Origin of the sequence: Teichococcus rhizosphaerae (assembly GCF_002631185.1) — a bacterium.
GTDB classification, from domain to species: domain Bacteria; phylum Pseudomonadota; class Alphaproteobacteria; order Acetobacterales; family Acetobacteraceae; genus Pseudoroseomonas; species Pseudoroseomonas rhizosphaerae.
The window spans coordinates 74426-99998 of record NZ_PDNU01000019.1; the positions used below are offsets into that span (position 1 = coordinate 74426).

Sequence of the window (25573 nt, forward strand, 5' to 3'; positions counted from 1 at the left end):
AATGAATTCCCCCGGAGCCCCCTTCTTTTTTCTGCAAGTTCCCGGGCGCGCCTGCGGCGGCGCCGAACAAGGAACCGCAGGCAGCAGCCCATGTTGCTGAAAGGAACAACGCGGGACACTCAGGATCATGCAGCGCTTCACGGGCAAGGTTGTGGTGGTCACGGGCGCGGGATCGGGCATCGGAGAGGGCGCGGCGCGGCGCTTCTCGGCCGAGGGCGCCATGGTCGTGCTCGCCGGCCGCACCGAGGCGAAGCTGGCGCGGGTGGCCGCCAGCCTCGACCCGCAGCGCACCCTGGCCCATGCCGCCGACGTGTCGCGGCGGGAGGATGCGGAAGCGCTGGTCGCCGCCACGCTGCGGCGCTTCGGGCGGCTTGACGTGCTGGTGAACAACGCCGGCACCGCCGTCACCGGCCCGCTGCTGGCGCTGGAGCCGGAAGACTGGCGCAAGGTCATGGCGACCGACCTGGACAGCGTCTATTTCTGCACCCGCGCCGCCCTGCCCCACCTGCTGGAGACGAAGGGCAGCATCGTCAACGTCTCCTCCGTCTCCGGCACGGGCGGGGACTGGAACATGAGCGCCTACAACGCCGCCAAGGGCGGGGTGACCAACCTGACGCGCTCCCTCGCCCTGGAGCTGGGCGAGAAGGGCGTGCGGGTGAACGCGGTGAACCCGAGCCTCACCCTCACCGAACTGACCGCGGACATGAAGGACGACGAGGCGCTGATGGCGAAGTTCCGCGAGCGCATCCCGCTCGGCCGGCCCGCCGAGCCGGCGGACATCGCGGGCGTCATCGCCTTCCTGGCCAGCGACGACGCCCGCTTCGTCACCGGCGTGAACCTGCCGGTGGATGGCGGCCTGTCCGCCTCCAACGGCCAGCCCCGCCAGGCCTGAGGGCCCGGCGGGCGCGCCCCACCTCAGGCGGCGAGGCTTTTCGAGACCTTCTCGTAGGTGCCCTTGCTCAGCCCCGGCCGGGCGGCGATGCGCTCCAGCTCGGCCCGCATCCTCGCGCCCCGCGCCGCGTCCTGCCGCTTCCAGTGGCCGAGCGGCGAGACCATGCGCGCCGCCACCTGCGTGTTCACCGCGTCCAGCGCGATGACCATGTCGGCCAGGAAGCGGTAGCCCTCGCCCGACGCGGCATGGAAGGCGGCCGGGTTGCCGGCGGCGAAGGCGCCCACCAGCGACCGCACGCGGTTGGGGTTGCGCAGGTCGAAGTCCGGATGGCGCGAGAGCGCCTCCGCCGCCGCGGCGTCGGTGCGCGGCGACATGGCCTGGAGGGTGAACCACTTGTCCAGCACCAGCGGCTCCTCCTTCCAGCGGGCATGGAAGGCGGCCAGCGCCTGCTCCCGCGCCGGGCTGTCGGAATCCACCAGCACCCGCAGCGCGGCCAGCGAGTCGGTCATGTTGGTGGCGCCCGCGAACTGCGCCTCGGCGCGGCCCGTCTCGCCCGCCGCGCCGAGATAGGCCAGCGCCGCGTTGCGCAGCGCCCGCCGGCCGATGGCGGCGCCGTCGGTCCGGTAGGGCCCGGCATCCGCCAGCGTCTCGTGCAGCGCGGCGAAGCGCGCGGCGAAGCGCCGCCCCAGCGCGCCGCGCAGGAACTGCCGCACGGCGTGGATCGCCTCCGGGTCGGCGATCGTCATCTGGTCGGCGATGAACTCCTCGGAAGGCAACGCCAGTGCCTCGGCGGCGAAGGCAGGGTCCTCCAGGGCACGGCCAAGCAGCGCGCCGGTGATGGCGGCCAGGCCTTCGGGCAGTTCCAGCGTGCGGCCGCTGAAGGCGGCATCGCCGGAAGCGTGAACCGCACGCTCAGCCTTCGGCTCCTGGGAGCGCAGTGCCTCCACCATCGCCAGCATGGTGGCGGTGGCGTATTGCTGCGACGATTCCCAGCGGACGAAGGCATCCGTGTCGTGCGCGGCCAGGAAGCCGAGCTGCTCCAGCGTCAGGCCGGACAGCTTCACCGGCGCCGAGAAGCCGCGCAGCAGCGAGGGCACGGGCTTCGCCGCCAGCCCCTCGAACACGAAGTCCTGCTCGGCCTCCTCCAGCAGCAGCAGGCGGGGCTCCGCCACCTCGGCGCCTTCCGGCCCGATCAGCCCCATGGCGACCGGGACCGGCACGGGCAGCTTCTCCGGCTGGCCCGGCGTGGGCGGGGTGGATTGCGCGAGGGTCAGGGTGTAGCGGCCATCGGCGAAGGCTTCCCGCACCCGCAGCTCCGGCGTGCCGGCCTGGGCGTACCAGCGGCTGAAGCGCGACAGGTCGGTGCCCGAGGCGTCCTGCATGGCGCGGACGAAATCCTCGATCGTCACCGCCTGGTTGTCATGGCGGGCGATGTAGAGGTCCATGCCGCGGCGGAAGTTCTCCGCCCCGATCAGCGCGCGCATCATGCGCACCACCTCCGCCCCCTTCTGGTACACGGTGGCGGTGTAGAAGTTGTTGATCTCCACATAGGAATCCGGGCGCACCGGATGCGCCATGGGCCCCGCATCCTCGGGGAACTGCGCGGCGCGCAGGCGGCGCACATCGGCCAGCCGCTTCACCGCCGCCGAACCCTGGTCGGCCGAGAAGTGCTGGTCGCGGAACACGGTCAGCCCTTCCTTCAGGGAAAGCTGGAACCAGTCGCGGCAGGTGACGCGGTTGCCCGTCCAGTTGTGGAAGTACTCGTGCGCGACGACGGTCTCGATGCCCTCGTAGTCCATGTCGGTCGCCGTCTCGGGCCGCGCCAGGATGTATTTGGTGTTGAAGACGTTGAGGCCCTTGTTCTCCATCGCCCCCATGTTGAAGTCGGACACGGCGGCGATGTTGAACACGTCGAGGTCGTATTCGAGGCCGTAGGTCTCCTCGTCCCAGCGCATCGAGCGCTTCAGCGAGTCCATGGCGTGGCCGCAGGCATCCTCGTCGCCCCGGCGCACATAGATAGCGAGCGCCACCTCGCGGCCGGAGCGGGTGGTGAAGCTGTCCCGCACCGCCACCAGGTCTCCGGCCACCACGGCGAAGAGGTAGGAGGGCTTGGGGTGCGGGTCCACCCAGCGCGCCCAGTGGCGGCCATCGGGCAGCTCGCCCGCGCCGTCCGGGTTGCCGTTGGAGAGCAGCACGGGGCAGGCGGCGCGGTCGGCCTCCAGCGTGGTGGTGTAGCGCGCCATCACGTCCGGCCGGTCGGGGAAGTAGGTGATGCGGCGGAAGCCTTCCGCCTCGCACTGGGTAACGTAGTTGCCGCCCGAGAGATACAGGCCGGACAGCTCGCTGTTGGCCTCGGGCGAGATCTCCACCTCCGTCTCCAGCACGGCCGCGTCCGGCACGCCCTCGATGCGCAGGCCGCCGCCGGGCAGGTGGCCCAGCCTGTCCTCCGGCAGCGGCGCGCCGTCCAGCACGGCGGAGAGGAGGCGCAGCGCCTCGCCATCCAGCTCCAGCGCGGCGGCGGCGCCGGCGGCATCCGGGTTGCGGCGCAGCGCCAGCCGGGCGCGCACCCGCGTGGCGGTGGGATGCAGGGCGATGTGCAGGTCCACCTGCTCCACCAGGAAGGCGGGCGGCCGGTAATCCTCGCGGCGGATGGTGGGCGGGGGGGAAGGCTGGTCTGTGCTGCTCATGGCTCGCCCTGAACTCACGCGGAAAGGCATGCACTATGGCGCCGCCCGCCCGCCGCGCCCAGCGGCCCCGCGCGTGGCGGCCCAGCGGCGGCGGACCTGCGCGCGGCGGGCCGCATTCCGCGCTTTTCCCGCGGCCCTCCGGCATGGCACCGTGTCCCCGATCGGCTTCCGGAGAGACGCGATGCGCCTGCATGATTTCCGTGTGCTGACCTTCGACTGCTACGGCACGTTGATCGACTGGGAAAGCGGCATCCACGAGGCGTTGCAGCCGCTGCTGCGGAAGGGGGGCCTCGACCTGCCGCGCGACGAGGTGCTGGAAGCCTTCGCCCGCCACGAGGCCAGCCAGCAGGCCGAGACGCCCGCCATGCCCTATGCCGAGCTGCTGACCGAGGTGCACCGCAACCTCGCCGACGAATGGGGACTGGAGGCGAGCGACGCGGTGCATGCCCGCTTCGGCGCCTCCGTGCCGGACTGGCCGGCCTTTCCCGATTCCGCCGAGGCGCTGGCCTACCTCAAGCGGCACTACAGGCTGGTGATCCTTTCCAACGTGGACCGCGCCGGCTTCGACGGCAGCCGCAGGCGGCTGGGCGTGGCGTTCGACGCCGTGTTCACCGCCCAGGATATCGGCAGCTACAAGCCCAGCCTGCGCAACTTCGAGTTCATGCTGGAGAAGCTGGCCGCCCAGGGCTTCGGCAAGTCCGACATCCTGCACACGGCGCAGAGCCTGTTCCACGACCACGCCCCCGCCAAGCGCCTGGGCCTCGCCTCCGCCTGGATCGACCGCCGGCACGACCGGGACGGCTGGGGCGCCACCATGCCGCCGCCCTCCGGCGCGGGCTATGAGTTCCGCTTCACCTCGCTCGGCGCCATGGCGGCCGCGCACCAGGCGGAGGCAATTGCCTGATCCTTGGCTGATCCTTGACCGCTTCGGGGCCGGCACGGGGCCCCGCCCTCCCCTGGCCGCCGCCTGGCGCCGCGTCCAGCCTCCTGGCACGCGGCTTGCTGCGGCCTCCGCGAACAATGGCGGGGGGAACTCCATGCGTTTGATCGGCGTCGATGTCGGCGGAACCTTCACGGATCTGGTGCTCGCGGATACCGGGACGGGCCGCAGCGTCATCCACAAGGTGTCGAGCACCAACGCGGACCCGTCGATCGGCGTCACCCAGGGGGTGGTGGAGCTGTGCGCCCGGGCCGGCATCGCGCCGGCGGCGGTGGACCAGGTGCTGCACGGCACCACCATCGCCACCAACGCCGTGCTGGAGCACCGCGGCGCCGTCACCGGCATGATCACCACGCGCGGCTACCGGGATGTGCTGCATATCGGCCGCCACCAGCGGCCGGAGCACTATTCCATCCAGCAGCAGATCCCCTGGCAGTCCCGCCCGCTGGTGAAGCGCCGCCACCGCCACGTCGTGACCGAGCGGCTGGTGCCGCCGCGCGGTGAGGTGCTGGTGCCGCTGGACGAGGCGGAGGTGCGCGCCGCCGCCCGCGCGCTGAAGGCCGACGGCGTCGAGGCCATCGCCATCTGCTTCCTGTTCTCCTACCTCAACCCGGCGCATGAGCTGCGCGCCAGGGCCATCGTGCAGGAGGAATACCCGGAGGCCTTCGTCACCACCTCGGCCGAGGTGGCGCCGCAGTTCCGCGAGTTCGAGCGCTTCACCACCGCCGCGATGAACGCCTTCGTCGGGCCCCGCGTGCGCGACTACGTCTCCCGCCTGGCCGGGCGGCTGAAGGAGGCCGGCGTCTCGGGGGACCTGCAGGTGATGGGCTCGACGGGCGGCGTCGCCTCGGTGGCCATGGTGGCGGAGCAGCCGGTGCTCACCATGCTGTCCGGCCCCGCCGCGGGCGTGCTGGGCGGCGCCTGGGCCGGCGCCCTTTCGGGCCGGAACGACCTCATCACCTTCGACATCGGCGGCACCTCGGCCGACATCGCCATCATCTCCGGCGGGCGGTTCGGCGAGGCCTCGGCGCGCGACACCTGGATCGCCGGCTTCCCGCTGCTGGTGCCGATGATCGACATCCACACCATCGGCGCCGGCGGCGGCTCCATCGCGCGGCGGGACGCGGGGGGCGCGTTCCGCGTCGGGCCGCAATCGGCGGGCGCGCAGCCGGGGCCGGCGGGCTATGGCCGCGGCGGCCAGCGCCCCACCGTGACGGACGCCAACATCGTGCTCGGCCGGCTGGACCCGGAGAACTTCCTGGGCGGCGCCATGGCGCTCGATGTGGCGGCCGCGCGCCGCGTCGTCGGCGCCTTCGCGGACGAGCTGGGGCTGACGCCGGAGGCGGCGGCGCTCGGCATCCTCACCATCGTCAACGCCAACATGGCCAATGCCATCCGCAGCCGCACCGTGCAGAAGGGCATCGACCCGCGCGGCTACGCGCTGGTGGCCTTCGGCGGCGCCGGCCCGCTCCAGGCGGTGGAGGTGGCGCGCATGCTGGAAGGGCGCGAGGTGCTGGTGCCGCCGCATCCCGGCATCACCTCCGCCATGGGGCTGCTGACCACCGACCTCAGCGCCGACGCGGTGCGCACCTGCTTCCAGCTTTCCACCGCGCTGGACCTGCCGCGCATCGCCGACGACTTCGCCGCGATGGAGGCGCAGATCATCGCCCGCTTCGCCGCCGACGCGCTGCCGGTGGAGACCGCCCGCTTCACCCGCGCCGCCGACCTCCGCTACGCCGGCCAGGGCTACGAGCTGCGCGTCGCCTTCCCTGCCGATGAGATGGCGGATGCCTCTGGCCTGCTGGCGCGCTTCCACGCCCAGCACAAGGCGGAATACGGCCACGCCTTCCCCGAGCGGCCGGTCGAGATCGTCAACCTGCGGCTCACCGGCGCCATCCCCCGCCCGCATCTCGGCGCGCCGCCGCCGCGCGCGGGCGGCTCGCTGGAGGAAGCCACGGTGCGGGTGGCGCGGGTGGTGTTCGGCACGCCCGCCGCCCCCGAGCCGCACGAGACGCCCTTCCTGCGGCGCGAGCTTCTGCCGGTGGGCCAGCCCATCCCCGGCCCCGCCATCGTGCTGCAGACCGACAGCACCACCGTGGTGCCGCCCGGCTGCACCCTGACCGCCGAGGCCGGCGGCAACCTCCTCATCGCCCTCTGACCCAAGGACGCAACGCCATGACCGAGACGAGCACGATCGACCCCGTCACCGTCAGCGTCGTGCAGGGCGCGCTGGAAACCATCGCGGTGGAGGTGGGCTACAAGCTGATGCGGATGGCCTATTCCTCCATCATCCGCGAATCGGAGGATTTCGGCGCGGCGCTGACCGATGCCGCCGGCCAGGGCCTGGCGGAGTCGGCGCAGTCCATCCCGCTGCAATCCGGCCCCATCCCCGGCTATGTGAAGGCGGTGCTGGCGACGCTCGCCCGGCGTGGCGACACGCTGCGCCCCGGCGACGTCATCATGCACAACGACCCCTATGGCGGCGCCAGCCACGGGCCGGACGTGGCCTTCCTGGTGCCGGTGTTTCACGTGGATCAGGCGGGGCTGGAGCATCTGGTGGGCTTCAGCGGCACCACCGCGCACCATCTCGACATCGGCGCGCAGACGCCCGGCTCCTGCGGCATCGTCGAGGCGATCGACGCCTATGCGGAGGGGCTCCAGTTCAAGGCCATCAAGGTCTATGACCAGGGCCGCCGCAACGAGGCCGTGCGGCAGATGCTGCGCGACAATGTCCGCGCCGCCGAGATGGTGGTGGGGGACATGGAGGCGCAGGTGGCGGCCAGCCGCATCGGCGCCGAGCGGATGGCCGCGCTGGTGGCCCGCTATGGCTTCGCGGAGTTCCGCGCCGCCTGCGCCGCCATGCTGGACCAGGCGGAGCGGCTGATGCGCCGCGCCATCGCGGCCCTGCCCGAGGGCAGCTTCCGCGCCGAGACCTTCATCGACGGCTACCTGGACGATCCCGCCCGCAGCAACCTCGCGCTCGTCGCCACCGTGACGAAGCAGGGCGACACGCTGCTGGTGGACCTCACCGGCACCGCGCCGCAGGTGGATGACCGCCCCATCAACATGCCCTTCCATGGCACGGTGGATGTCGCGGTGTGGCTCACCGTGCGTTCCGTGCTGCTGGACACCGCCATCCATGGCCATGTGCCGGTGAACGAGGGCCTCACGCGGCCCATCCGCATCGTGGCACCGAAAGGGTGCCTGGCCAATCCGCGCTTCCCGGCGCCCACCATCGCCCGCTTCTGCCCCGGCAACCAGCTGGCCGACACGGTGATGAAGGCGCTGGCCCAGGCGGTGCCGGGGCAGGTCTCGGCCGGCATCGGCAACCTCAAGGTCATCGCCTTCTCCGGGCTGCAGGAGGAGGGCCACTGGGTGCACATGGAGATCTTCGAGGGCGCCTATGGCGGCCGCCCCGGCCAGGACGGCATGGACGCGGTGGACACGCTCTACGCCAACACCCGCAACAACCCGATCGAGGACATCGAGAGCCACCTGCCGCTGCGCGTGCTGCGCTACGAGCTGCGCGAGGACGAGGCGGGCGCCGGCCAGTGGCGCGGCGGCCTCGGCTCGGTGCGGGAGATCGGCTTCCTCACCGATGCCGGCACCTCGGTGGAGGGCGAGGGGCACGCGCACCGCCCCTGGGGGTTCCTCGGCGGCGGGGAGGGCGTCACCGCGCGCCTCACCCTGCGCCGCGCGGATGGCAGCGAGGAGGCCCTGCCCTCCAAGGTGCCGCACCGCGCCGTGCGCGCGGGCGACCGCTTCATCTGCCACGGCCCCGCCGGCGGCGGCTATGGCGACCCCTTCCGGCGCGACCCGGCGCTGGTGCTGGAGGACGTGCTGGACGGGCTGCTTTCGGCCGAGACGGCGCGGCGGGACTACGGGGTGGCGATCGCCGGCAAGGCCGTGGACGAGGCGGCCACGGCCGCGCTGCGCGGCGCCGGCACGCCCTGAGGCCGCCAGGCGGAAGGCTGGCGGGAAGTCTGGTGGGCCCGGGGGAATCCATTCCCCGGGCCTTGCTGCTATCCTGCTTTCCGATGCCCCTGCACGAAAGCTCCACCCACCTGGCCCGGCGCCTGAAGACCGAGCGGGAGGCCCGCGGCTGGTCGCTGGCCGAGTTGGCGGAACGCTCCGGCGTGTCCAAGGCGATGATCAGCAAGATCGAGCGCGACGAGGTGAGCCCCACCGCCGCGCTGCTGGGCCGCCTCTCGGGCGCCTTCGGCCTCAGCCTGTCGCAGCTTCTCGCCCGCGCCGAGCAGGGCGGGGGGCTGCTGGCGCGGGCGGCGGCGCAGCCGGTCTGGCAGGACCCCGAGACGGGCTTCATCCGCCGCGCCCTCACCCCCGCCGCCGGCCCGCCCACGCCGCTGGAGCTGATCTGGGGCGAGCTGCCGCCGGGCCAGGCGGTGGACTACCCCGCCGCCGCCTTCGCCTTCGTCCAGGACCAGCAGCTCCTGATGCTCGAGGGCGTGCTGCACTTCACCCAGGGAGGCGTCCTGCATGTGCTGCATCCGGGCGACTGCCTCCGCTTCGGCCCGCCGGAGGCCTGCCGCTACGAGAATCCCGGCGCCGCGCCCTGCCGCTACGTCGTGGTGCTGCTCCGGCGGTGAGGCGCGGGCCCCGGCGCGCATGGGAGCCGCGAGGTCCGCCCTCCCCGGAGCCGCGCCCCTTACGCGCGCAATGCCGCCGCCGGGTGCGGCGCCGCCAGCAGCGGCCCGGCGCCGAACAGCTTCTCCCGGTAGGTGCCGGGCGCGTAGCCGCTCTTGAAGGCGCCGCGCTCCTGCAGCAGCGGCACCACCAGCGCCACGAACTGCTCCAGCCCTTCCGGCAGCACGGTGCGGGACAGGTTGAAGCCGTCCACGTCGGCCGCCTCCGCCCAGCCGACCAGCCGCTCCGCCACCTGCGCTGCGCTGCCGACAATGGGCGGCTGGCGGCTGCCCAGCACGAACTGGTCGATCAGCCGCCGCTTGGTGAAGACCGGCCCCGCCGCCTGCTTCATCGCCGTCACGTTGGACTGGATGGCCTGGGTCGGCCCCGCCTCGATCGGCTCGTCCATCCCGTATTTCGCGAAGTCGATGCCGAGCGAGGCGGAGGCATGCGCCAGCGCGCCCTCCACGCTGGCATGGCGGCGGTATTCCTCCAGCAGGTCGCGCGCCTCGGCCTCGGTGCGGCCGGCGATGACGGTGGCGCCGGCGAACACCTTCAGCGGCCGCCCCGCGGCGCGGGCGCGGAGGTCGGCCACCAGCGCCGCCACCGGCTCCGGCTTGCCGCCATTGACGAAGACGCATTCCGCATGGGTGGCGGCGAAGCGCCGGCCACGGTCCGAGGCGCCGGCCTGGTAGAGCACCGGCGTGCGCTGGGCCGAGGGCTCGCAGAGATGGATGGCCTCCATCCGGTATTGCCGGCCCTGGTGCTGGATCGGGCGCACCTTCGCGGGATCGGCGTAGATCCCCGCCGCGCGGTCGGCCCGCACCGCGTCGCCGTCCCAGCTCGCTTCCCAGAGCTTGTAGACCAGCTCCATGTATTCGTCGGCCAGGTCGTAGCGGTCGTCATGCGCCATCTGCCGGTCGAAGCCCATGGCGCGGGCGGCGCTGTCCAGATAGCCGGTGACGATGTTCCAGCCGATCCGCCCTCCCGTCAGGTGGTCCAGCGTGGACATCCGCCGGGCGAAGAGGAAGGGCTGCTCATAGGCGAGGTTGCAGGTGATGCCGAAGCCCAGATGGGTGGTGGCCGCCGCCATGGCCGGCACCAGCATGGCCGGGTCCAGCAGCGGCACCTGCACCGCGCCGCGCAGCGCGGCGTCCGGGCTGTTGCCATAGACATCGTAGATGCCCAGCACATCGGCCAGGAACAGCCCGTCGAACAGGCCGCGCTCCAGCGTGCGGGCCAGCTCCGTCCAGTGCTCCAGCCGGTTGTACTGCGCGCTGGTGTCGCGCGGATGCGTCCAGAGGCCCTGCTGGATATGGCCGACGCAGGCCATGTCGAAGGCGTTGAGGCGGAGTTCGCGCGGCATGGACGGCTCCAGGTTTCTCTTCCTCATCCACTATGAGAGATTTTCGTCTCCGATGCGACAGGCATTCCCGCCGGGGCTGGCGCCTCCCCGCCGCATCCGCTGAGCTTCGGCGGAACCGACTCGAAGGCTCCGCCATGAACCACATGCCCGCCCGCGACGCCCTGGCCGCCCGCTACGGCGCCGCCCACATCCCCCCCACCGGCCCGTGGAGCCCGGTGCTCGACGCGCTGCTCGCCCACCGCTCCGTGCGCGCCTACCGGCCGGACCCGCTGCCCGAGGGCACGCTGGAGACGCTGGTGGCCGCCGCGCAATCCGCCGCCACCTCCTCCAACCTGCAGACCTGGTCGGTGGTGGCGGTGACCGACCCTGCCCGAAAGGCGCGGCTCGCCGCCGTGGCGGGGGGCCAGAAGCACATCGGGCAATGCCCGCTCTTCCTGGTCTGGATCGCCGACCTGTCCCGCACCACGCGGCTGGCCGAGGCGGAAGGCAGGACGCTGGAGGGCCTGCCCTATCTGGAAACCTTCCTGGTGGCGGCGCTGGATGCGGCGCTGGCGGCGCAGAACGCGGTGGTGGCGGCCGAGTCGCTGGGCCTGTCCACCGTCTATATTGGCGCGTTGCGCAACGACGCCCGGGCGGTGGCCGCGGAGCTGGCACTGCCGCCCGGCGCCATGGGGGTGTTCGGCCTTTGCGTGGGCCATGCCGACCCGGCCCCGCCGGCCGAGGTGAAGCCCCGCCTGCCCCAGCCCGCCATCCTGCACCGCGAGCGCTACGGCAGCAGCGGCGAGGAGGCGCTCCGCGCCGCCTACGACTCGGAGCTTGGCCGTTTCAGCGCGCGGCACGAGATGTCCGCCTATCGCTGGACGGACCGGGTACTGGCGCGACTCGGGCGGGTGGCCGCGCTGAACGGGCGGGACGGGCTGAAGGACGCGCTGCGGGCGCTCGGCTTCCCGCTGCGCTGAGCGGGGGCCAGGCGGGGCGGTCCAGGCGGCCGGGTTCAGGCAGCCCGGATCAGGTAGCCAGGATCAGGTAGCCAGGATCAGGCGGCGGGGGTCAGCACATGGATGGCGCGGCCCGCCAGCATCTCCTTGGTCCGCTCGCCATAGGCCAGCATGTGAGGCGACTTCGCATGTGCCTTCAGCGCCTCGGGGCTGGCCCATTTCTCCACCACCACGAAGCTGTCGGGGCCGAAGGTGGCGGGGGAGTTGGGCGCGTCGATGACGGGGCCGTATTCGATGCAGCCCTCCTCCGCCAGCACCGCCGGCATGTTGGCGCGGAACTCCGCCAGCACCGCCTCCCGCTGGCCGGGCTTGGCGGTGATGATGGCGATGACATGGATCATGGCGAGGACGCTTCCTGTTGTTGCGGCGGCAGGAGGCCAGCCCCCCCAAGGCGGCGCCCCTCGGGCGGCCCGGCCAGGGCATTGGCCTCCCGTTCTCGAGGGCCTGCTCGTTCACGCGGCGCACGGGCCTTTCCAGCGCGCCGCGCGGGCAGGACAGTAGGGCAGATCCCGCGCGGGCGGAATTGCCGGGGCCGGGCCAGAGCTCCCGCCGGCACCAGGCCCTGGGGGCCGCCGCGCGCCGCGGCTCACATCGCCGGCCGGTCGCCGAAGATGGCGGTGCCCACCCGCACATGGGTGGCGCCATGGGCGATGGCCTCCTCGAAGTCGCCGCTCATGCCCATGGAAAGCGTGCGCAGCCCGAGTCGCGCCGCCGCCCCGGCCAGCAGCGCGAAATGCGGCGCCGGGTCCTCCCCGGCGGGGGGGATGCACATCAGCCCCTCCACCGGCAGGCCATGGGTCTCACGGCACAGGCCGAGGAAATCCTCCAGCGCCCCGGGCGCGATGCCGGCCTTCTGCGGCTCCAGCCCGGTGTTCACCTGCACCAGCAGGCCGGGGCGGCGCTGCTCGCGCGCCATTGCCTCGGCCAGCGCCTCGGCCAGCCTCGGGCGGTCCAGGCTCTCGATGACATCGGCCACCCGCACGGCCTCGCGCGCCTTGTTGGTCTGCAACGCGCCGATGATGTGCAGCCGCAGCCCGGGGTGCCGCGCGCGCAGGCCCGGGAACTTGCCGGCCGCCTCCTGGACGCGGTTCTCGCCGAAGGTGGCCTGGCCGGCAGCCAGCGCCTCCGCCACCGATTCGGCGGGGTGGAACTTGGAGACGGCCACCAGGGTCACGGAGGCGGGATCGCGGCCGCAGCGGGCGCAGGCGCTGGCGATGCGGTCCTGGATGCGCTTCAGGTTGTCGGCGATGGAGGACATGATGTGCCGACCCTAGGAGCGGTGGCGGCGCGGCTCAAGCCGACCTACGCCGGAGGAAAAGGCGCCTGGCAGGAAAGGGGGCGGCGGGGAAGCGGGCGGCGGCAGGCCCCGCTGCCCCGGCTCTGGCTGTTCAGCGACCCGGTGCGGCTGCCCGACCCCGCGCCCGCGGCGGCGGTGCTGCCGCGGGGCAGCGGGGTGGTGGCGCGCGGCGTCGAGTCGGGCCGGCTGCCGGATCTGGCGCGGCGGGTGCGGCAGCGGGGCGGCGTGCTGCTGCTGGGGGGCACGCCGCGCATGGCGCTGCGGCTGCGCGCCGGGCTGCACCTGCCGGACCGCGCGCCCCCGCCCGGCATGGCGGCCTTCCGGCTGGCGCGGCGCGCAGGCGCGCCGGGCGCCCTGCTTTCCGCCGCCGCGCACGGGGCGGCGGGCCTGCGGCGGGCGCGCCGGCAAGGCGTGGACCTCGTTTTCCTTTCTCCCCTTTTCGCCACGCCCAGCCATCCCGGCGCGCCGTTCCTCGGGGTGTGGCGCTGGGCGGCGCTGGCCCGGCGGGCGGCATGTCCGGTGATGGCGCTGGGTGGCATCACGGCCACAACCGCGCCGCGCATCCCGCCCCAGGCCTGCGGTTTCGGGGCCATCACGGCCCTGTTGCATCCGGGACACAGTGTTTCAATGAAGTCGCGAGGGGCGCAAGGGGAGCATTGCCCGCCCGGATCGGCCTGAACCATAGTCCCGCCGAGGCCTGACAGTCCGCCCCTGCCTATGGCGGACGCCTGTCGAGGGGGACAGGGGGCTGCGGGACCAGCCGGAAACCGTCCGGCGCGTGAGGAGGATTAGGGATGCGCAAGATTCTGCTGGGCACGACCGCCGTGGTTGGCGCCGTCGTTATGGCCTCGACCGGTGCGATGGCGCAGGGTGCCGACCCGTTCCGGGCCGCTGGCCCGGCGATGACCTCGCATCGTGACCTGGAAGTCCGCCTGGGTGGCTTCTTCCGGTTCTACTACTCGAACACGAACCAGGACTACATCAACGCTGGTGGCATCAACCAGGGTAAGTCCGACTTCCAGGAAGAGACCGAGATCCACGTCGTCGCCAACGGCAAGGCCGCCAACGGCCTGCGTTACGGTGTCGCCGTCGAGATCCAGAACGACAGCGTCCGTCAGACCGCCGGCGTGAACAGCGGCAGCAGCAACACCAAGACCACGCTGGACCTGGACGAGGTGTGGGGCTACGTGGCGGGCAGCTTCGGCCAGCTGCGCTTCGGTGACGAAGACAACGTCTGGGGCCTGATGAGCGTCGGCCAGATCTCGAACTTCGCCACCGGCGGCCTCGACGGCGACTTCTACGACAGCCTGGCCGGCAACTCGCCGGCCCTGAACATGTCGTCCGACGCCGGCGACAACACCAAGATCATCTACATGTCGCCGCAGTTCGCCGGCTTCGACTTCGGCGCCAGCTTCGCCTTCAACACCGGCGAGGGCCCGCTGTCGGGCTGCACCAGCGGCAACACCTCCTGTGACCGCCTCGCCTCCGTCGAGACGCTGGGCGCCACCACCGCCCGCCGCCGCAACGAGGTCGTGGCCATCGCCCGCTACCGCGGCAGCTTCGCCGGCGTGGGCCTCGGCGCCACCGCCGCCTATATCGGCGCCGATGCCGTCAAGAACGTGAACGGCGCGGGCGTGGACCGCATCAATGTCGGCGCCTTCGGCCTGCAGCTCTCGGCCTATGGCTTCCTGGTCGGCGGTCAGTACCTGTTCGGCGACGCGAACACCAACTTCGCCACGCCGCGCCTGAACATCGCGGGCGACAGCCGCGAGTACAACAGCTTCAACGTCGGCGCGTCCTACACGCTGGGCCAGATCACGGTCGGCGGCCACTATGGCGAGACCCGCTCGGCCGGCGCGCAGGCCCTGGTGGGTGGCGTTCCCGTCACGGGCGACCGCAAGGACAAGGCCTGGAACGTCGGCGGCACCTACCGCATCGCCCCCGGCATCGAGTACATCGCCGAGTACACCTCCTACACGATCGAGGAGCCGGGCGTGAACTTCGCCGGCGGCACGAACCGTGCGCTGAACAACTCGGTCGACGGCCAGGTCTTCCTGACCGGCTTCCGCTTCGCCTTCTGATCCCTTTCGGGGACCGGAAAGGGGAGGGCGGCAGGGCAACCTGCCGCCCTTCTTTTTTTCCCGCTTGCCTAGCGCAGCCCCGCAGACGTAAGTGACCGCCATGCTGAAGCACCGTGCCCGAGCCGCACTGAACCTTCGCCCCCTGCTCGCTGCGCCCCTGATGCTCCTGGCACTGGCGGCCTGCAGCGGCGGACGCGTCGTCGAGAACGACGAGTACAACAGCGACTCGCGCCGCTCCCGCGTGGCGGGCCGGCTGAGCGGGGAACAGGACGGCCTGCTCATCATGGGCACCGACCGTTCCGGCCGCGGCGGGGCCGGCGCCAGCGAATCCGGCGCGCTCGGCGTGAACGCCTATCTGTGGCGCGCCACGCTCGACACCCTCTCCTTCCTGCCGCTCTCCTCGGCCGACCCGTTCGGCGGCGTCATCATCACCGACTGGTACTCGCCGCCCGCGACGCCCGGCGAGCGCTTCCGGGCCACCGCCTACATCCTGGGCCGCCAGCTCCGCTCGGATGGGGTGCGCATCTCGGTGTTCCGCCAGGAGCTGCGCAACGGCGCCTGGGTCGATGCCCCCGTCGCCGCCAGCACCAACACCGACATGGAGAACCAGGTCCTGGCCCGCGCCCGCGAGCTGCGCAGCCAGACCGCCGCGCGCTGAGCGCCCGGCGCGGCCCGCCGCGCGGCCCGGACGAAGCGATGGCGCGCCCCTGGCGCGCCATTGTCATGTCCGGCCCTCCGTTCCGACTCGGCCGCTCTTCCCATGGCGGCGCCAAGACCGTATCCCTTCCCCCGGAATCTCGATCACCTGGTCTCATGAACGACGCACCCATGCCCGCCCGCTATGACTTCGCCACTGCCGAGCCGCGCTGGCAGCAGGCCTGGGACGCCCAGGAATGCTTCAAGGTGCCGGACGTGCCGGATGGCAGCCGCCCGAAATACTACGTGCTGGAGATGTTTCCCTACCCCTCCGGCAAGATCCACATGGGGCATGTGCGGAACTACACGCTGGGCGACGTAGTGGCGCGCTACAAGCGCGCGCGCGGCCACCAGGTGCTGCACCCGATGGGCTGGGACGCCTTCGGCCTTCCGGCCGAGAACGCGGCGCGGGAGCGCGGCGTCCACCCCGCCGCCTGGACCTACCAGAACATCGCCACCATGCGGGCCGAGCTGAAGCGCATGGGCCTCTCGCTGGAATGGGACCGCGAGTTCGCCACCTGCGACCCCAGCTACTACGGCCACCAGCAGAAGCTGTTCCTGGACTTCCTGCAGGCCGGGCTGGTGGAGCGCAAGGAAAGCTGGGTGAACTGGGACCCGGTGGACCACACCGTGCTCGCCAATGAGCAGGTGATCGACGGCCGCGGCTGGCGCTCGGGCGCGCCGGTCGAGAAGAAGAAGCTGTCCCAGTGGTTCTTCTCCATCACCAAATACGCGCCGGAGCTGCTGTCCGCGCTGGAAACGCTGGACCGCTGGCCCGAGCGGGTGAAGCTGATGCAGGCCAACTGGATCGGCCGCAGCGAGGGCGCGCGCGTGCGCTTCGCGCTGGAGCGCCCGGTGGCGGAGATCGGGGAGGTGGAGGTGTTCACCACCCGCCCCGACACGCTGTTCGGCATGAGCTTCCTGGCCGTCGCCGCCGAGCATCCGCTGGCCGCCGCCGCCGCCGAGGGCAACCCCGAGATCGCCGCCTTCATCGCCGAGGTGCGGGCGCTGGGCACTTCCGAGGCTGCCATCGAGCAGGCCGAGAAGCGCGGCATCGACACCGGGCTGCGGGTCAGGCACCCCTTCACCGGCGAGACCCACCCGGTCTGGATCGCCAATTTCGTGCTGATGGAATACGGCACCGGCGCCATCTTCGGCTGCCCTTCCGGCGACCAGCGCGACCTCGATTTCGCCCGCAAGTACGGCCTGCCCGTGCCGCCTGTCATCCTGCCGCCGGGCGAGGATCCTTCCGCGTTTGCCATCGGCAGGACCGCCTATACCGATGACGGCGTGCTCTACAATTCGGGCTTCCTCGACGGCCTGTCGACCGAGGCCGGCAAGCGCGCGGCCATCGACGCGCTGGAGGCCAAGGGCCAGGGCAAGGGCATCGTCAACTGGCGCCTGCGCGACTGGGGCGTCTCGCGCCAGCGCTACTGGGGCTGCCCGATCCCGGTCATCCATTGCGAGGCCTGCGGCGTGGTGCCGGTGCCGGCCGAGCAGCTTCCGGTGACGCTGCCGGAGGATGTGGACTTCTCGAAGCCCGGCAACCCGCTCGACCACCACCCGGGCTGGAAGAACGTGCCCTGCCCGCGCTGCGGCGCCGCCGCCCGGCGCGAGACGGACACCTTCGACACCTTTGTCGACAGCTCGTGGTACTTCGCCCGCTTCACCGCGCCCAAGGCGGGCACGCCGCTGGTGCGCGAGGCCGCCAATGGCTGGCTGCCGGTGGACCAGTATATCGGCGGCATCGAGCACGCCATCCTGCACCTGCTCTATTCGCGCTTCTTCACCCGCGCGCTGCACGGCATGGGGCATATCGACACGCCGGAGCCCTTCGCCGGGCTGTTCACCCAGGGCATGGTGCAGCACGCCTCCTACAGGACGCAGGATGGCCGCTGGCTGGCGCCCGACGAGGTGGAGGTGGCGGCCGATGGCGGGGCCACCGACAAGGCCACGGGCCTCGCCGTGACGGTGTCGCGCAACGACAAGATGTCGAAGTCGAAGCGCAACACCATCGACCCCGGCGCCATCATCGACCATTACGGCGCCGACACCGCGCGCTGGTTCATCCTGTCCGACAACCCGCCGGACCGGGACATGGAATGGACGGAGGCCGGCGTTTCCGGCGCCTCGCGCTTCACCCAGCGCCTGTGGCGCCTGGTGAGCGGCGCGGCGGACAGCCTGCCGCCGCCGGGCGCCGTGCCCGCCGAGGGTGCCGCCCGCAGCCTGCGGCGGGCCACCCACCGTACCATCCAGGCGGTGACGGAGGCGCTGGAAAGCTTCTCCTTCAACGTCGCCGTGGCGCGCATCCATGAATTCGCCAATGCCATCGAGCAGGCCGCGGCGGAGGATGGCGCGGCCCGGCGCGAGGCGCTGGAAGCGGTCGCGCGGCTGATCAGCCCGATGATGCCGCATCTGGCGGAGGAGCTGTGGTCGATGCTTCGCCCGGGCGCGGGGCTGGTGGCCACCCTGCCCTGGCTGGAGGCCGAGGAGGCCCTGACCCGCGCCGACAGCCTGACGCTCGCGGTGCAGGTGCTGGGTAAGCTGCGCGGCACCATCGAGGTGCCGGTCGGCACCGACGAGGCCACCATCTTCGCCCAGGCGGAGGCGGAGGAGAATGTCCAACGCGCCATCGCGGGGCGCCCCATCAGGAAGCGCATCCATGTCCCGGGCCGCATCGTCAACTTCGTCGTCTGAGACCGCGGCGCCACGGCCCTCCAGGCGCGCCCTGGCGGCCTTCGGCGCCGCCGGGCTGCTCGCCCTGGCGGGGTGCGGCTTCAGCCCCGTCTATGGCCCCTCGGGGCGCGCGGCGCTGCCCTCGGACCCGGCGGTGCGGCAGGTTCTCGCCTCCACCCAGGTGGCGCTGATCCCGGAGCGCAGCGGGCAGATGCTGCGCCGCGCCCTGCAGGAGCGGCTGGGCGCGGCGGGCCAGGCTTCCCCGGCGCAGGAGCTGCGCGTGACGCTGCAGTTCGGCGCCGAGCCCGAGGGCTTCCGGCGCGACGGCACGCCCACGCGGATCCGCTACAACGCCATCGCGAGCTGGCTGCTGGTCTCGCAGGGCCCGCCGCCCGCCGCCCTGGCGCAGGGCACGGAGCGCGCCTTCGACTCCTTCAACATCCCCGACAACCAGTTCTTCGCGGCGGATGCCTCGCGCGATGCCACCCTCCGCCGGCTGATCGAGCAGTTGGCCGATGACATCGTGCTGCGCCTCGCGGCCCAGCTGCGGGCGGAGTAGAAGTGCCGCGCGGGGCCGGGACACGCCCGGCCCTCCCGTGTCCTTTCCATCATTCCGGTGCGGGGCCGCGCCTCCGCCGGGGGGCCTGAGGAGCCGATGGCCAAGCTCGATCCGCGCCGTGTCGCGGCCTTCCTGGCCGATCCGGGCGCCACGCGCGCGGTGCTGCTGCATGGCGACGATGCGGGGCTGATCCAGGAGCGCGCCGAGGCGCTGGTCGCCACCGTGGTGGGCGGCAACGATCCCTTCCGGCTGGCGGAACTCCCGCGCGAGGCGGCGGCCCGGCCGGGCGCGCTTCCGGGTGAGATGGCGGCGCTTTCCATGACGGGCGGGCGCCGGCTGGTGCGGGTGCGCGATGCGACCGACGCGCTCGCCGGCGCCGTGAAGGAGGCGCTGGCCGGGCCGGGCGAGGCCCTGCTGCTGCTGGAGGCCGGCGAGCTGACGGCGCGGTCCAAGCTGCGCGCGCTGCTGGAGCCGCTGGCCGGCGCCGCGGTCATCCCCTGCTACCGGGAGCGCGGCGCGGAACTGGCCGGCAGCATCGCGCGGCTGCTGCAGGAACAGGGCGTCTCCGCCGAGCCGGCGGCGCTGGACTGGCTGGCCTCCCGGCTGGGCGAGGACCGCATGCTGCTGCGCCGCGAGGTGGAGAAGCTGGCGCTCTATGCGGGCAGCGGCGGCCGCCTTTCCGAAGAGGATGTTCTGGCCTGCGCGGGGGAAGGCTCCACGCTGGACCTGGACGAGGCGCTGGTGGCCGCCACGGCGGGCGAGATCCCGGTGGCCGACCGGGCGCTGGAGGCGGCCTTCTCGGAAGGCGCCAGCCCCATCATGGTGCTGCGCGCGGCGCTGCGGCATGTGCAGCGGCTGCACCTGGCCTCGCTCGCCATGGCCGGCGGCCAGCCCGCCAGCGGCGCCATGGAGGGCCTGCGCCCGCCGGTCTTCTTCCGGCTGAAGCCCGGCTTCGAGCGGGCGCTGCGGCTCTGGTCTCCCGCCCAGCTGGACGCCGCCGGGGCCGCGCTGCTGGAAGCGGAGAAGCGCGGCAAGTCCGGCTCCGCCGCGCGCCCCATCCCGGACCGGGTGGTGGCCCAGCAGGCCATCCTGGGCCTGGCGCGGCAGGCCCTGGCGCTCCGCCGCCGCAGCTGACGGGGAGCACGCGGAAAAGCCCGCGCCCTTCCCGCCTATTGCGGCGAGAGCAGCCGCACGATCCCGTCGAGCTGGTCCAGGTCGCGATAGGCGATCGTCACCTTGCCGCCCTTCTTGCCGTGCTGGATGGCCACCTTGAGGCCGAGCCGGGCGATCAGGTCCCGCTCCAGCGCGCGGGTGTCGGCATCGGCGGAAACCGGTCCGGGGCCTGGCTTCTGCCGCTCGGCCGAGGCGGCCAGCGCCTCCGTCTGCCGCACGTTCAGGCCACGGGTGATGACCATCTCGGCCAGCTTCACCGGGTCGGGCGCCGTCAGCAACGCGCGGGCATGGCCGGCGGAAAGGCTGCCGCGGGCCAGCATCTCCCGCACCTTGGGCGGCAGGGCAAGCAGGCGCAGCGTGTTGGCCACATGGCTGCGGCTCTTGCCGACGGCCTGTCCCAGCGCGTCCTGGGTCAGGCCGAACTCCTCGGAAAGGCGCTGATAGCCCTGCGCCTCCTCCAGCGCGTTCAGGTCCTGCCGCTGGAGGTTCTCCACCAGCGCGGCCGCCAGGGCCATGCGGTCGTCCAGCTCATGGACGAAGACCGGCACCTCGTGCCGCTGCGCCAGCTGCGCGGCCCGCCAGCGGCGTTCGCCGCCGATGATCTGGTAGTGGCCCGGCTGGCCCGGTTTCGGCCGCACCAGGATGGGCTGCAGCACGCCATGCTCGCGGATCGAGGCCGCCAGCTCGGCGAGGCCCGACTGGTCGATCGGGCCGCGCGGCTGGAAGGGGCCGGGCTCCAGCGCCTCCACCGGCAGGCTGCGCGGGATGCTGGCGCCCGGCGTGGCCGGGGTGGCGGCGTTCTGGTCGCCCAGCAGGGCGGAAAGCCCCATGCCCAGCCGGGGCGGCTTGCGTCCACTCATGCGGCCCTGGTCCCCCTTGCCCGCTCGCGCCGCAGCAGTTCCGCGGCCAACTGGATATAAGCCTGCGCCCCGGTGGAGCGCGGGTCGTAGAGCAGCACCGGCAGCCCGTGCGAGGGCGCCTCGCTGACCCGGATGTTGCGCGGAATGACGGTCTCGAACACCCGCTCGCGGAAGAAGGCGCGCACATCGGCGGCCACCAGCTCGGAGAGATTGTTGCGGCGGTCAAACATCGTCAGCACGATGCCGTCGAGCGACAGGTTGGGGTTCAGGACGCGCTTCACCCGGTCGATGGTGCGGGTGATCTGCGAAACGCCTTCCAGCGCGAAGAACTCGGTCTGCAGCGGGATCATCACCGATTCCACCGCCACCAGCGCGTTCAGCGTCAGCAGGCCGAGCGAAGGCGGGCAGTCGATCATGATGAAGTCGAAGTCGCGCAGCGTGTCGGCGGCGGCTTCCAGCGTCAGGCGCAGGCGGTGCTCGCGCTGGTCCATGCCCACCAGCTCGACCTCGGCGCCGGCCAGATCCGTGTCGGCCGGCAGCAGGAAGAGGTCGGGCACCCGGGTGGGGCGCATCAGCTCGGCGAGCGGCTTCTGGCCCACCAGCAGCGCATAGGTGCCCTGGCCGCGCTCGGTGCGCGGCATGCCGAGGCCGGTGGAGGCGTTCCCCTGCGGGTCGAGGTCGATCACCAGCACGCGCTTCTTGGTGGCCAGCGCCGTGGCGAGGTTGATGGCGGTGGTGGTCTTGCCCACCCCCCCCTTCTGGTTGGCGAGTGCGATGCGGCGCAGGATTTTATTCGCCGGCACAATGGATTCCAGACATGCGAAGGATGGTGGCGTTCGGGTCGGTGCTGCTCTTGAACCGCTGCAGGGACATTGTCCAGCCTGCCCCGATGGCCCCGGCGATTTCCGCCTCGGCGCCCTGGCCCTTGGGGAAGATGGCCACTCCGTCCGGTGCCAGCAGGGCGCTGGCCCAGGGCAGCATCTTCTCGAGCGGCGCCAGGGCGCGCGCCGTCAGCGCCGCGAGGGGCGGCAGGCGCACGGCCTCGATCCGTACCGGATGAACCACGACATGGGACAGGCCCAGCTCGGCGGCGGCGGCCTGGAGGAAGGCCGCCTTGCGGCGGTCGGATTCCACCAGATGGACGGGACGGCTCACCGCCATGGCCAGCACCAGCCCGGGAAAGCCGCCGCCCGAGCCAAGATCGGCCATGGCGCCCTCGCCTGCGGGCAGCAGCGGCAGGAGCTGGAGCGAATCCGCGATGTGGCGCTGCCGCAGCACGGCGGGGTCCTGGCTGGCCACCAGGTTGATGCGCGCGTTCCAGCGCAGCAGAAGCGGCAGGAAGGCTTCCAGGCGCGCTTCCGTTTCACGTGAAACGCCCGGCTCGGGCAGGCTCTCGAACAGGGGCTGTTTCACGTGAAACGCTCCGCTTGGCGCCGCAGATGGACGGCCAGCGCCGCCAGCGCCGCCGGGGTGATGCCCGCCACGCGGCCAGCGCCGCCCAGCGTGGCCGGCTGCGCGGCGTTCAGCCGCTGGCGCATCTCGTTGGAAAGCCCGGGAATGGCGGAAAAGTCCAGGCCACGCGGAATGGCCATCCGCTCCTCCTTTTCCAGCAGCCGCAACTCGGCCGCCTGACGCTGGAGGTAGGGGGCATAGAGCGCCTCCGCCTCCACCTGCGCCCGAACCGCAGGAGGCAGGTCGCGCAACCAGGGAAAGGCGCCATCCACCGCCTCGGCCAGAACCTCCGGCAGGGCCAGGACCTCCAGCAGGCTGCGCCAGCGGCCATCCTGGTTGATGGCGATGCCCGAGGCCTTCAGTGCCGCAGGGCTGCCGCCCTCGGCGCGCGCTCGCGCCAGGGCTTCCGACACGGCACGCTCGAAGGCACGGAAGCGCGCGGCGCGCCCGGCGCCCACCACGCCCCATTCGATTCCCTTGGCCGTCAGGCGCAGCCCGGCATTGTCCGCCCGCAGCGCCAGGCGGTGCTCGGAACGGGCCGTCAGCATCCGGTAGGGCTCGCTGACGCCTTGCAGCACGAGGTCATCCACCATCACGCCAAGATAGGCCTCGGTGCGCGCCAGGACCCGCTCCTCCGCCATGCCGCCGGCCAGCGCCGCGGCGTTGAGGCCGGCCAGCAGCCCCTGCGCCGCCGCCTCCTCATAGCCCGTGGTGCCGTTGATCTGCCCGGCCAGGAACAGCCCCGGCACGTCGCGCACCTCCAGCGTCGGCCGCAGGGCGCGGGGATCGACATGGTCGTATTCGATGGCATAGCCGGGCCGCAGGATCACGGCCTTCTCCAGCCCGGGAATGGTGGCCAGGAAGGCCCGCTGCACATCTTCCGGCAGGCTGGTGGAGATGCCGTTCGGATAGATGGTCGGGTCGTCCAGCCCCTCCGGCTCCAGGAAGATCTGGTGCCGCTCCCGCTCCGCGAAACGCACCACCTTGTCCTCGATCGAGGGGCAGTAGCGTGGCCCCACGCCCTGGATCTGCCCGGAATGGATGGGCGCCCGGTGGAGATTGGCCCGGATCAGCGCATGGCCGGCCGGCGTGGTGGCGGTGATGCCGCATTCCAGCTGGGGGTTGGCGATGCGTTCCGTCATCCAGGAAAGCGGCTCGGGCGTGGCGTCGCCCGGCTGCATCTCGAGCCCCGCCCAGTCGATGCTGCGGCCGTCCAGCCGCGGCGGCGTGCCGGTCTTGAGCCGGCGCATCGGCAGCCCCAGCGCCTCCAGCGCCACCGCCAGCCCGACCGAAGGCGCATCCCCGACCCGGCCGGCCGGGATGCGCGTCTCGCCGATATGGATCTCGCCCCGGAGGAAGGTGCCGGTGGTGATGACCAGCGCCCCGCAGGCGATGCGCGCGCCATCGGCCGTCAGCACCGCCTCGATCCGCCCGCCGGCGCCGCGCTCGATCCCCTCGGCCGCGACGGCCCGGATCTCCAGCCCCGGCTGCGCCGCCAGCAGCGCCTGGATGGCCTTCCGGTACAGCGCCCTGTCCGCCTGTGCGCGGGGCCCGCGCACCGCCGGCCCCTTGCTGCGGTTGAGCAGCTTGAAATGGATGCCGGCGGCATCGGCGGCGCGGCCGATCAGCCCGTCCAGCGCATCCACCTCCCGCACCAGGTGCCCCTTCCCCACCCCGCCAATGGCCGGGTTGCAGGACATCTCGCCCAGGGTCTCGAGCTTGTGGGTCAGCAGCAGCGTGCGGGCGCCGCAGCGTGCGGCGGCCGCGGCGGCCTCGGTGCCGGCATGGCCGCCACCCACCACCACCACGTCAAAGGAATTCTCGCGCATGGCGCCACCCTATAGCAGGAAGTGGCCGCGGCCGGGCGGGAGGAGAATCAAAAACCGGGGCGGATGCCGCCCTCACTTGCCGATGCAGAAATCCCCGAACACCACATCCAGCACCTCTTCCACCCCCACCCGCCCGGTCAGCCGCCCCAGCGCCCGCAGCGCGGCCCGCAGCGCCTCGGCAGCGAGTTCCGGCAGCGGCGCTCGCGCCGCCTCCTCAAGCCAGTTAACGGCCTCGCCCAGGGCAGCCCGGTGCCGGGGGCGGGTCAGCCTGGCCTCCTCGGAAAGGCCGGCGCGCTCCGCCGCCGCCGTCTCCAGCGCGCGCCGCAACGCTTCCATCCCCGCTCCGCTGCGCACCGAAAGGCCGATCGGCTCCAGCCCGCCAATCTCCGCCGGCGCGGCGGCCAGGTCCGTCTTGTTCGCCACCGCCAGCACGCCGGGCCCGAGCAGCGCCAGCGTCGCCTCGTCCGGGGGCTGGTCGGCCGCGAAGACGGCGATCACCAGGTCCGCCTCCTCCGCACGTCTGCGGGCACGCCGCACGCCCTCCGCCTCGATCTCGTCCGGCGTGTCGCGCAACCCGGCCGTGTCGGCCAGCCACACCGGCACGCCCGCCAGTTCCAGCCGGACCTCGACCACATCCCGCGTGGTGCCGGCCCGCGCCGAGACGATCGCCGCCTCCCGCCCTGCCAGCGCGTTCAGCAGCGAGGACTTGCCCGCGTTTGGCGCGCCGACGATGGCGGCCCACAGCCCTTCCCGCAGCCGCTCGCCGCGCCCGCCATCGTCCAGATGCGCGCGGATCTCGGCCGCCAGCGTGGCGCCCGCCTGACGGACCTCCTCCTCCAGCGTGTTGGGCAGCCCGTCCTCGGCGAACTCGATGGCGGCTTCCTGGTGCGCCAGCAGCCGCGTCAGCCGTGCCGACCAGCCCGCATACCGCTCCGCCAGCGCGCCGCCCGCCTGCCGCAGCGCCTGCCGCCGCTGCGCCGCCGTCTCGGCCGCGATCAGGTCGGCGATGCCTTCCGCCTCGGTCAGGTCCATCCGGCCATTGAGGAAGGCACGGCGGGTGAACTCGCCCGGCTCGGCCGGGCGGGCGCCGCAGGCCAGCAGCGCCGCCGTCACCCCCTCCAGCACGGCGCGCCCGCCATGCAGGTGCAGCTCCGCCGCATCCTCGCCCGTGTAGGAGCGGGGAGCGGGGAACCAGATCACCAGCGCCTCGTCCAGCAGCTCGGCCGTGGCGGGGTCGCGGAGGCGGCGCAGGCTGGCCATGCGGGGCGCGGGGCGGGCCCCCGCGAGCCGCTCCAGGATGGGACCGCTGCCGGGGCCCGACAGGCGCAGCATCGAGACGGCCGCGCGGCCCGTGCCGGAAGCCAGGGCGAAGATGGTGTCGAGGGACATGCGCGCGAGGATCTTCCAGCAGGGCCGGAGCGGC

At 72.6% G+C, this 25573-nt stretch carries 21 protein-coding genes; 12 read left to right on the forward strand and 9 right to left on the reverse strand.

Annotated elements, in window-relative coordinates; all coding sequences use genetic code 11:
* The first annotated feature begins 127 nt into the window (after window positions 1-127).
* A complete protein-coding gene (locus tag CR162_RS11600; protein WP_099095719.1) occupies window positions 128-892 on the forward strand; it encodes a meso-2,3-butanediol dehydrogenase in 765 nt (254 codons plus the stop codon).
* Between the two features lie 23 nt (window positions 893-915).
* Here the strand turns inward: CR162_RS11600 and pepN are convergent, their stop codons facing one another.
* A complete protein-coding gene (gene pepN / locus CR162_RS11605; RefSeq protein WP_099095720.1) occupies window positions 916-3579 on the reverse strand; it encodes an aminopeptidase N in 2664 nt (887 codons plus the stop codon).
* A gap of 181 nt (window positions 3580-3760) precedes the next feature.
* Here pepN and CR162_RS11610 point away from each other — a divergent pair, with 181 nt between their 5' ends.
* From CR162_RS11610 to CR162_RS11625, 4 genes are all read left to right on the forward strand, one after another.
* Complete coding sequence (locus tag CR162_RS11610; RefSeq protein ID WP_099095721.1) at window positions 3761-4483, forward strand: haloacid dehalogenase type II; 723 nt, start codon at window positions 3761-3763, stop codon at window positions 4481-4483.
* Window positions 4484-4616: 133 nt separating this feature from the next.
* On the forward strand, window positions 4617-6677 hold the full coding sequence (locus CR162_RS11615; protein WP_099095722.1) for a hydantoinase/oxoprolinase family protein: 2061 nt from the start codon (window positions 4617-4619) through the stop codon (window positions 6675-6677).
* A gap of 17 nt (window positions 6678-6694) precedes the next feature.
* Entirely contained in the window at window positions 6695-8473 is a 1779-nt protein-coding gene (locus CR162_RS11620) for a hydantoinase B/oxoprolinase family protein (RefSeq protein WP_099095723.1), read from the forward strand.
* A gap of 83 nt (window positions 8474-8556) precedes the next feature.
* A complete protein-coding gene (locus tag CR162_RS11625) occupies window positions 8557-9126 on the forward strand; it encodes a helix-turn-helix domain-containing protein (RefSeq protein WP_099095724.1) in 570 nt (189 codons plus the stop codon).
* 59 nt (window positions 9127-9185) lie between these two features.
* On the opposite strand, the gene CR162_RS11630 is transcribed toward CR162_RS11625, so the two are convergent.
* Window positions 9186-10529 (reverse strand): LLM class flavin-dependent oxidoreductase, encoded by a 1344-nt coding sequence (locus tag CR162_RS11630; RefSeq protein ID WP_099095725.1) that lies wholly within the window; start codon window positions 10527-10529, stop codon window positions 9186-9188.
* Between the two features lie 134 nt (window positions 10530-10663).
* On the opposite strand from CR162_RS11630, the gene CR162_RS11635 reads away from it, so the two are divergent.
* On the forward strand, window positions 10664-11488 hold the full coding sequence (locus CR162_RS11635) for a nitroreductase family protein (protein WP_176559824.1): 825 nt from the start codon (window positions 10664-10666) through the stop codon (window positions 11486-11488).
* A 77-nt stretch (window positions 11489-11565) separates the two neighbouring features.
* Here CR162_RS11635 and CR162_RS11640 read toward each other — a convergent pair whose 3' ends face one another.
* Together CR162_RS11640 and CR162_RS11645 are read right to left on the reverse strand one after the other, a co-directional pair.
* Window positions 11566-11868, reverse strand: a complete 303-nt coding sequence (locus CR162_RS11640; RefSeq protein WP_099095726.1) for a putative quinol monooxygenase — start codon at window positions 11866-11868, stop codon at window positions 11566-11568.
* Window positions 11869-12113: 245 nt separating this feature from the next.
* Window positions 12114-12785 (reverse strand): YggS family pyridoxal phosphate-dependent enzyme, encoded by a 672-nt coding sequence (locus CR162_RS11645; RefSeq protein WP_099095727.1) that lies wholly within the window; start codon window positions 12783-12785, stop codon window positions 12114-12116.
* A 3-nt stretch (window positions 12786-12788) separates the two neighbouring features.
* Here CR162_RS11645 and CR162_RS11650 point away from each other — a divergent pair, with 3 nt between their 5' ends.
* The 6 genes from CR162_RS11650 to holA all read left to right on the forward strand — a co-directional run bounded on the left by CR162_RS11650 (window position 12789) and on the right by holA (window position 19970).
* Window positions 12789-13502, forward strand: coding sequence for a thiamine phosphate synthase (locus tag CR162_RS11650; RefSeq protein ID WP_176559825.1), 714 nt, complete (start codon window positions 12789-12791; stop codon window positions 13500-13502).
* Between the two features lie 116 nt (window positions 13503-13618).
* Window positions 13619-14905 carry a porin gene (locus CR162_RS11655; RefSeq protein WP_099095729.1) on the forward strand — a complete coding sequence of 429 codons (1287 nt, stop codon included), beginning with the start codon at window positions 13619-13621 and terminating at the stop codon, window positions 14903-14905.
* Between the two features lie 160 nt (window positions 14906-15065).
* Entirely contained in the window at window positions 15066-15563 is a 498-nt protein-coding gene (locus CR162_RS11660) for a DUF3576 domain-containing protein (protein ID WP_245870294.1), read from the forward strand.
* Between the two features lie 155 nt (window positions 15564-15718).
* Entirely contained in the window at window positions 15719-18298 is a 2580-nt protein-coding gene (gene leuS, locus CR162_RS11665; protein ID WP_099095731.1) for a leucine--tRNA ligase, read from the forward strand.
* Window positions 18264-18836 carry an LPS assembly lipoprotein LptE gene (lptE, locus tag CR162_RS11670; protein WP_176559826.1) on the forward strand — a complete coding sequence of 191 codons (573 nt, stop codon included), beginning with the start codon at window positions 18264-18266 and terminating at the stop codon, window positions 18834-18836. Before leuS ends, lptE begins: the two co-directional genes overlap by 35 nt.
* Before the next feature lie 96 nt (window positions 18837-18932).
* Entirely contained in the window at window positions 18933-19970 is a 1038-nt protein-coding gene (gene holA / locus CR162_RS11675) for a DNA polymerase III subunit delta (protein ID WP_099095733.1), read from the forward strand.
* 35 nt (window positions 19971-20005) lie between these two features.
* Here the strand turns inward: holA and CR162_RS11680 are convergent, their stop codons facing one another.
* The 5 genes from CR162_RS11680 to mnmE all read right to left on the reverse strand — a co-directional run bounded on the left by CR162_RS11680 (window position 20006) and on the right by mnmE (window position 25539).
* A complete protein-coding gene (locus CR162_RS11680; protein ID WP_099095734.1) occupies window positions 20006-20869 on the reverse strand; it encodes a ParB/RepB/Spo0J family partition protein in 864 nt (287 codons plus the stop codon).
* Window positions 20866-21684, reverse strand: a complete 819-nt coding sequence (locus CR162_RS11685) for a ParA family protein (protein WP_456316210.1) — start codon at window positions 21682-21684, stop codon at window positions 20866-20868. Before CR162_RS11685 ends, CR162_RS11680 begins: the two co-directional genes overlap by 4 nt.
* Window positions 21659-22282 (reverse strand): 16S rRNA (guanine(527)-N(7))-methyltransferase RsmG, encoded by a 624-nt coding sequence (gene rsmG / locus CR162_RS11690; protein ID WP_099095736.1) that lies wholly within the window; start codon window positions 22280-22282, stop codon window positions 21659-21661. Before rsmG ends, CR162_RS11685 begins: the two co-directional genes overlap by 26 nt.
* Window positions 22279-24150: a tRNA uridine-5-carboxymethylaminomethyl(34) synthesis enzyme MnmG gene (gene mnmG, locus CR162_RS11695; RefSeq protein WP_099095737.1), complete on the reverse strand. Its 1872-nt coding sequence runs from the start codon at window positions 24148-24150 to the stop codon at window positions 22279-22281. The genes rsmG and mnmG overlap by 4 nt, the downstream gene beginning before the upstream one ends.
* Before the next feature lie 72 nt (window positions 24151-24222).
* A complete protein-coding gene (gene mnmE, locus CR162_RS11700) occupies window positions 24223-25539 on the reverse strand; it encodes a tRNA uridine-5-carboxymethylaminomethyl(34) synthesis GTPase MnmE (RefSeq protein WP_099095738.1) in 1317 nt (438 codons plus the stop codon).
* Window positions 25540-25573 lie beyond the last annotated feature (34 nt).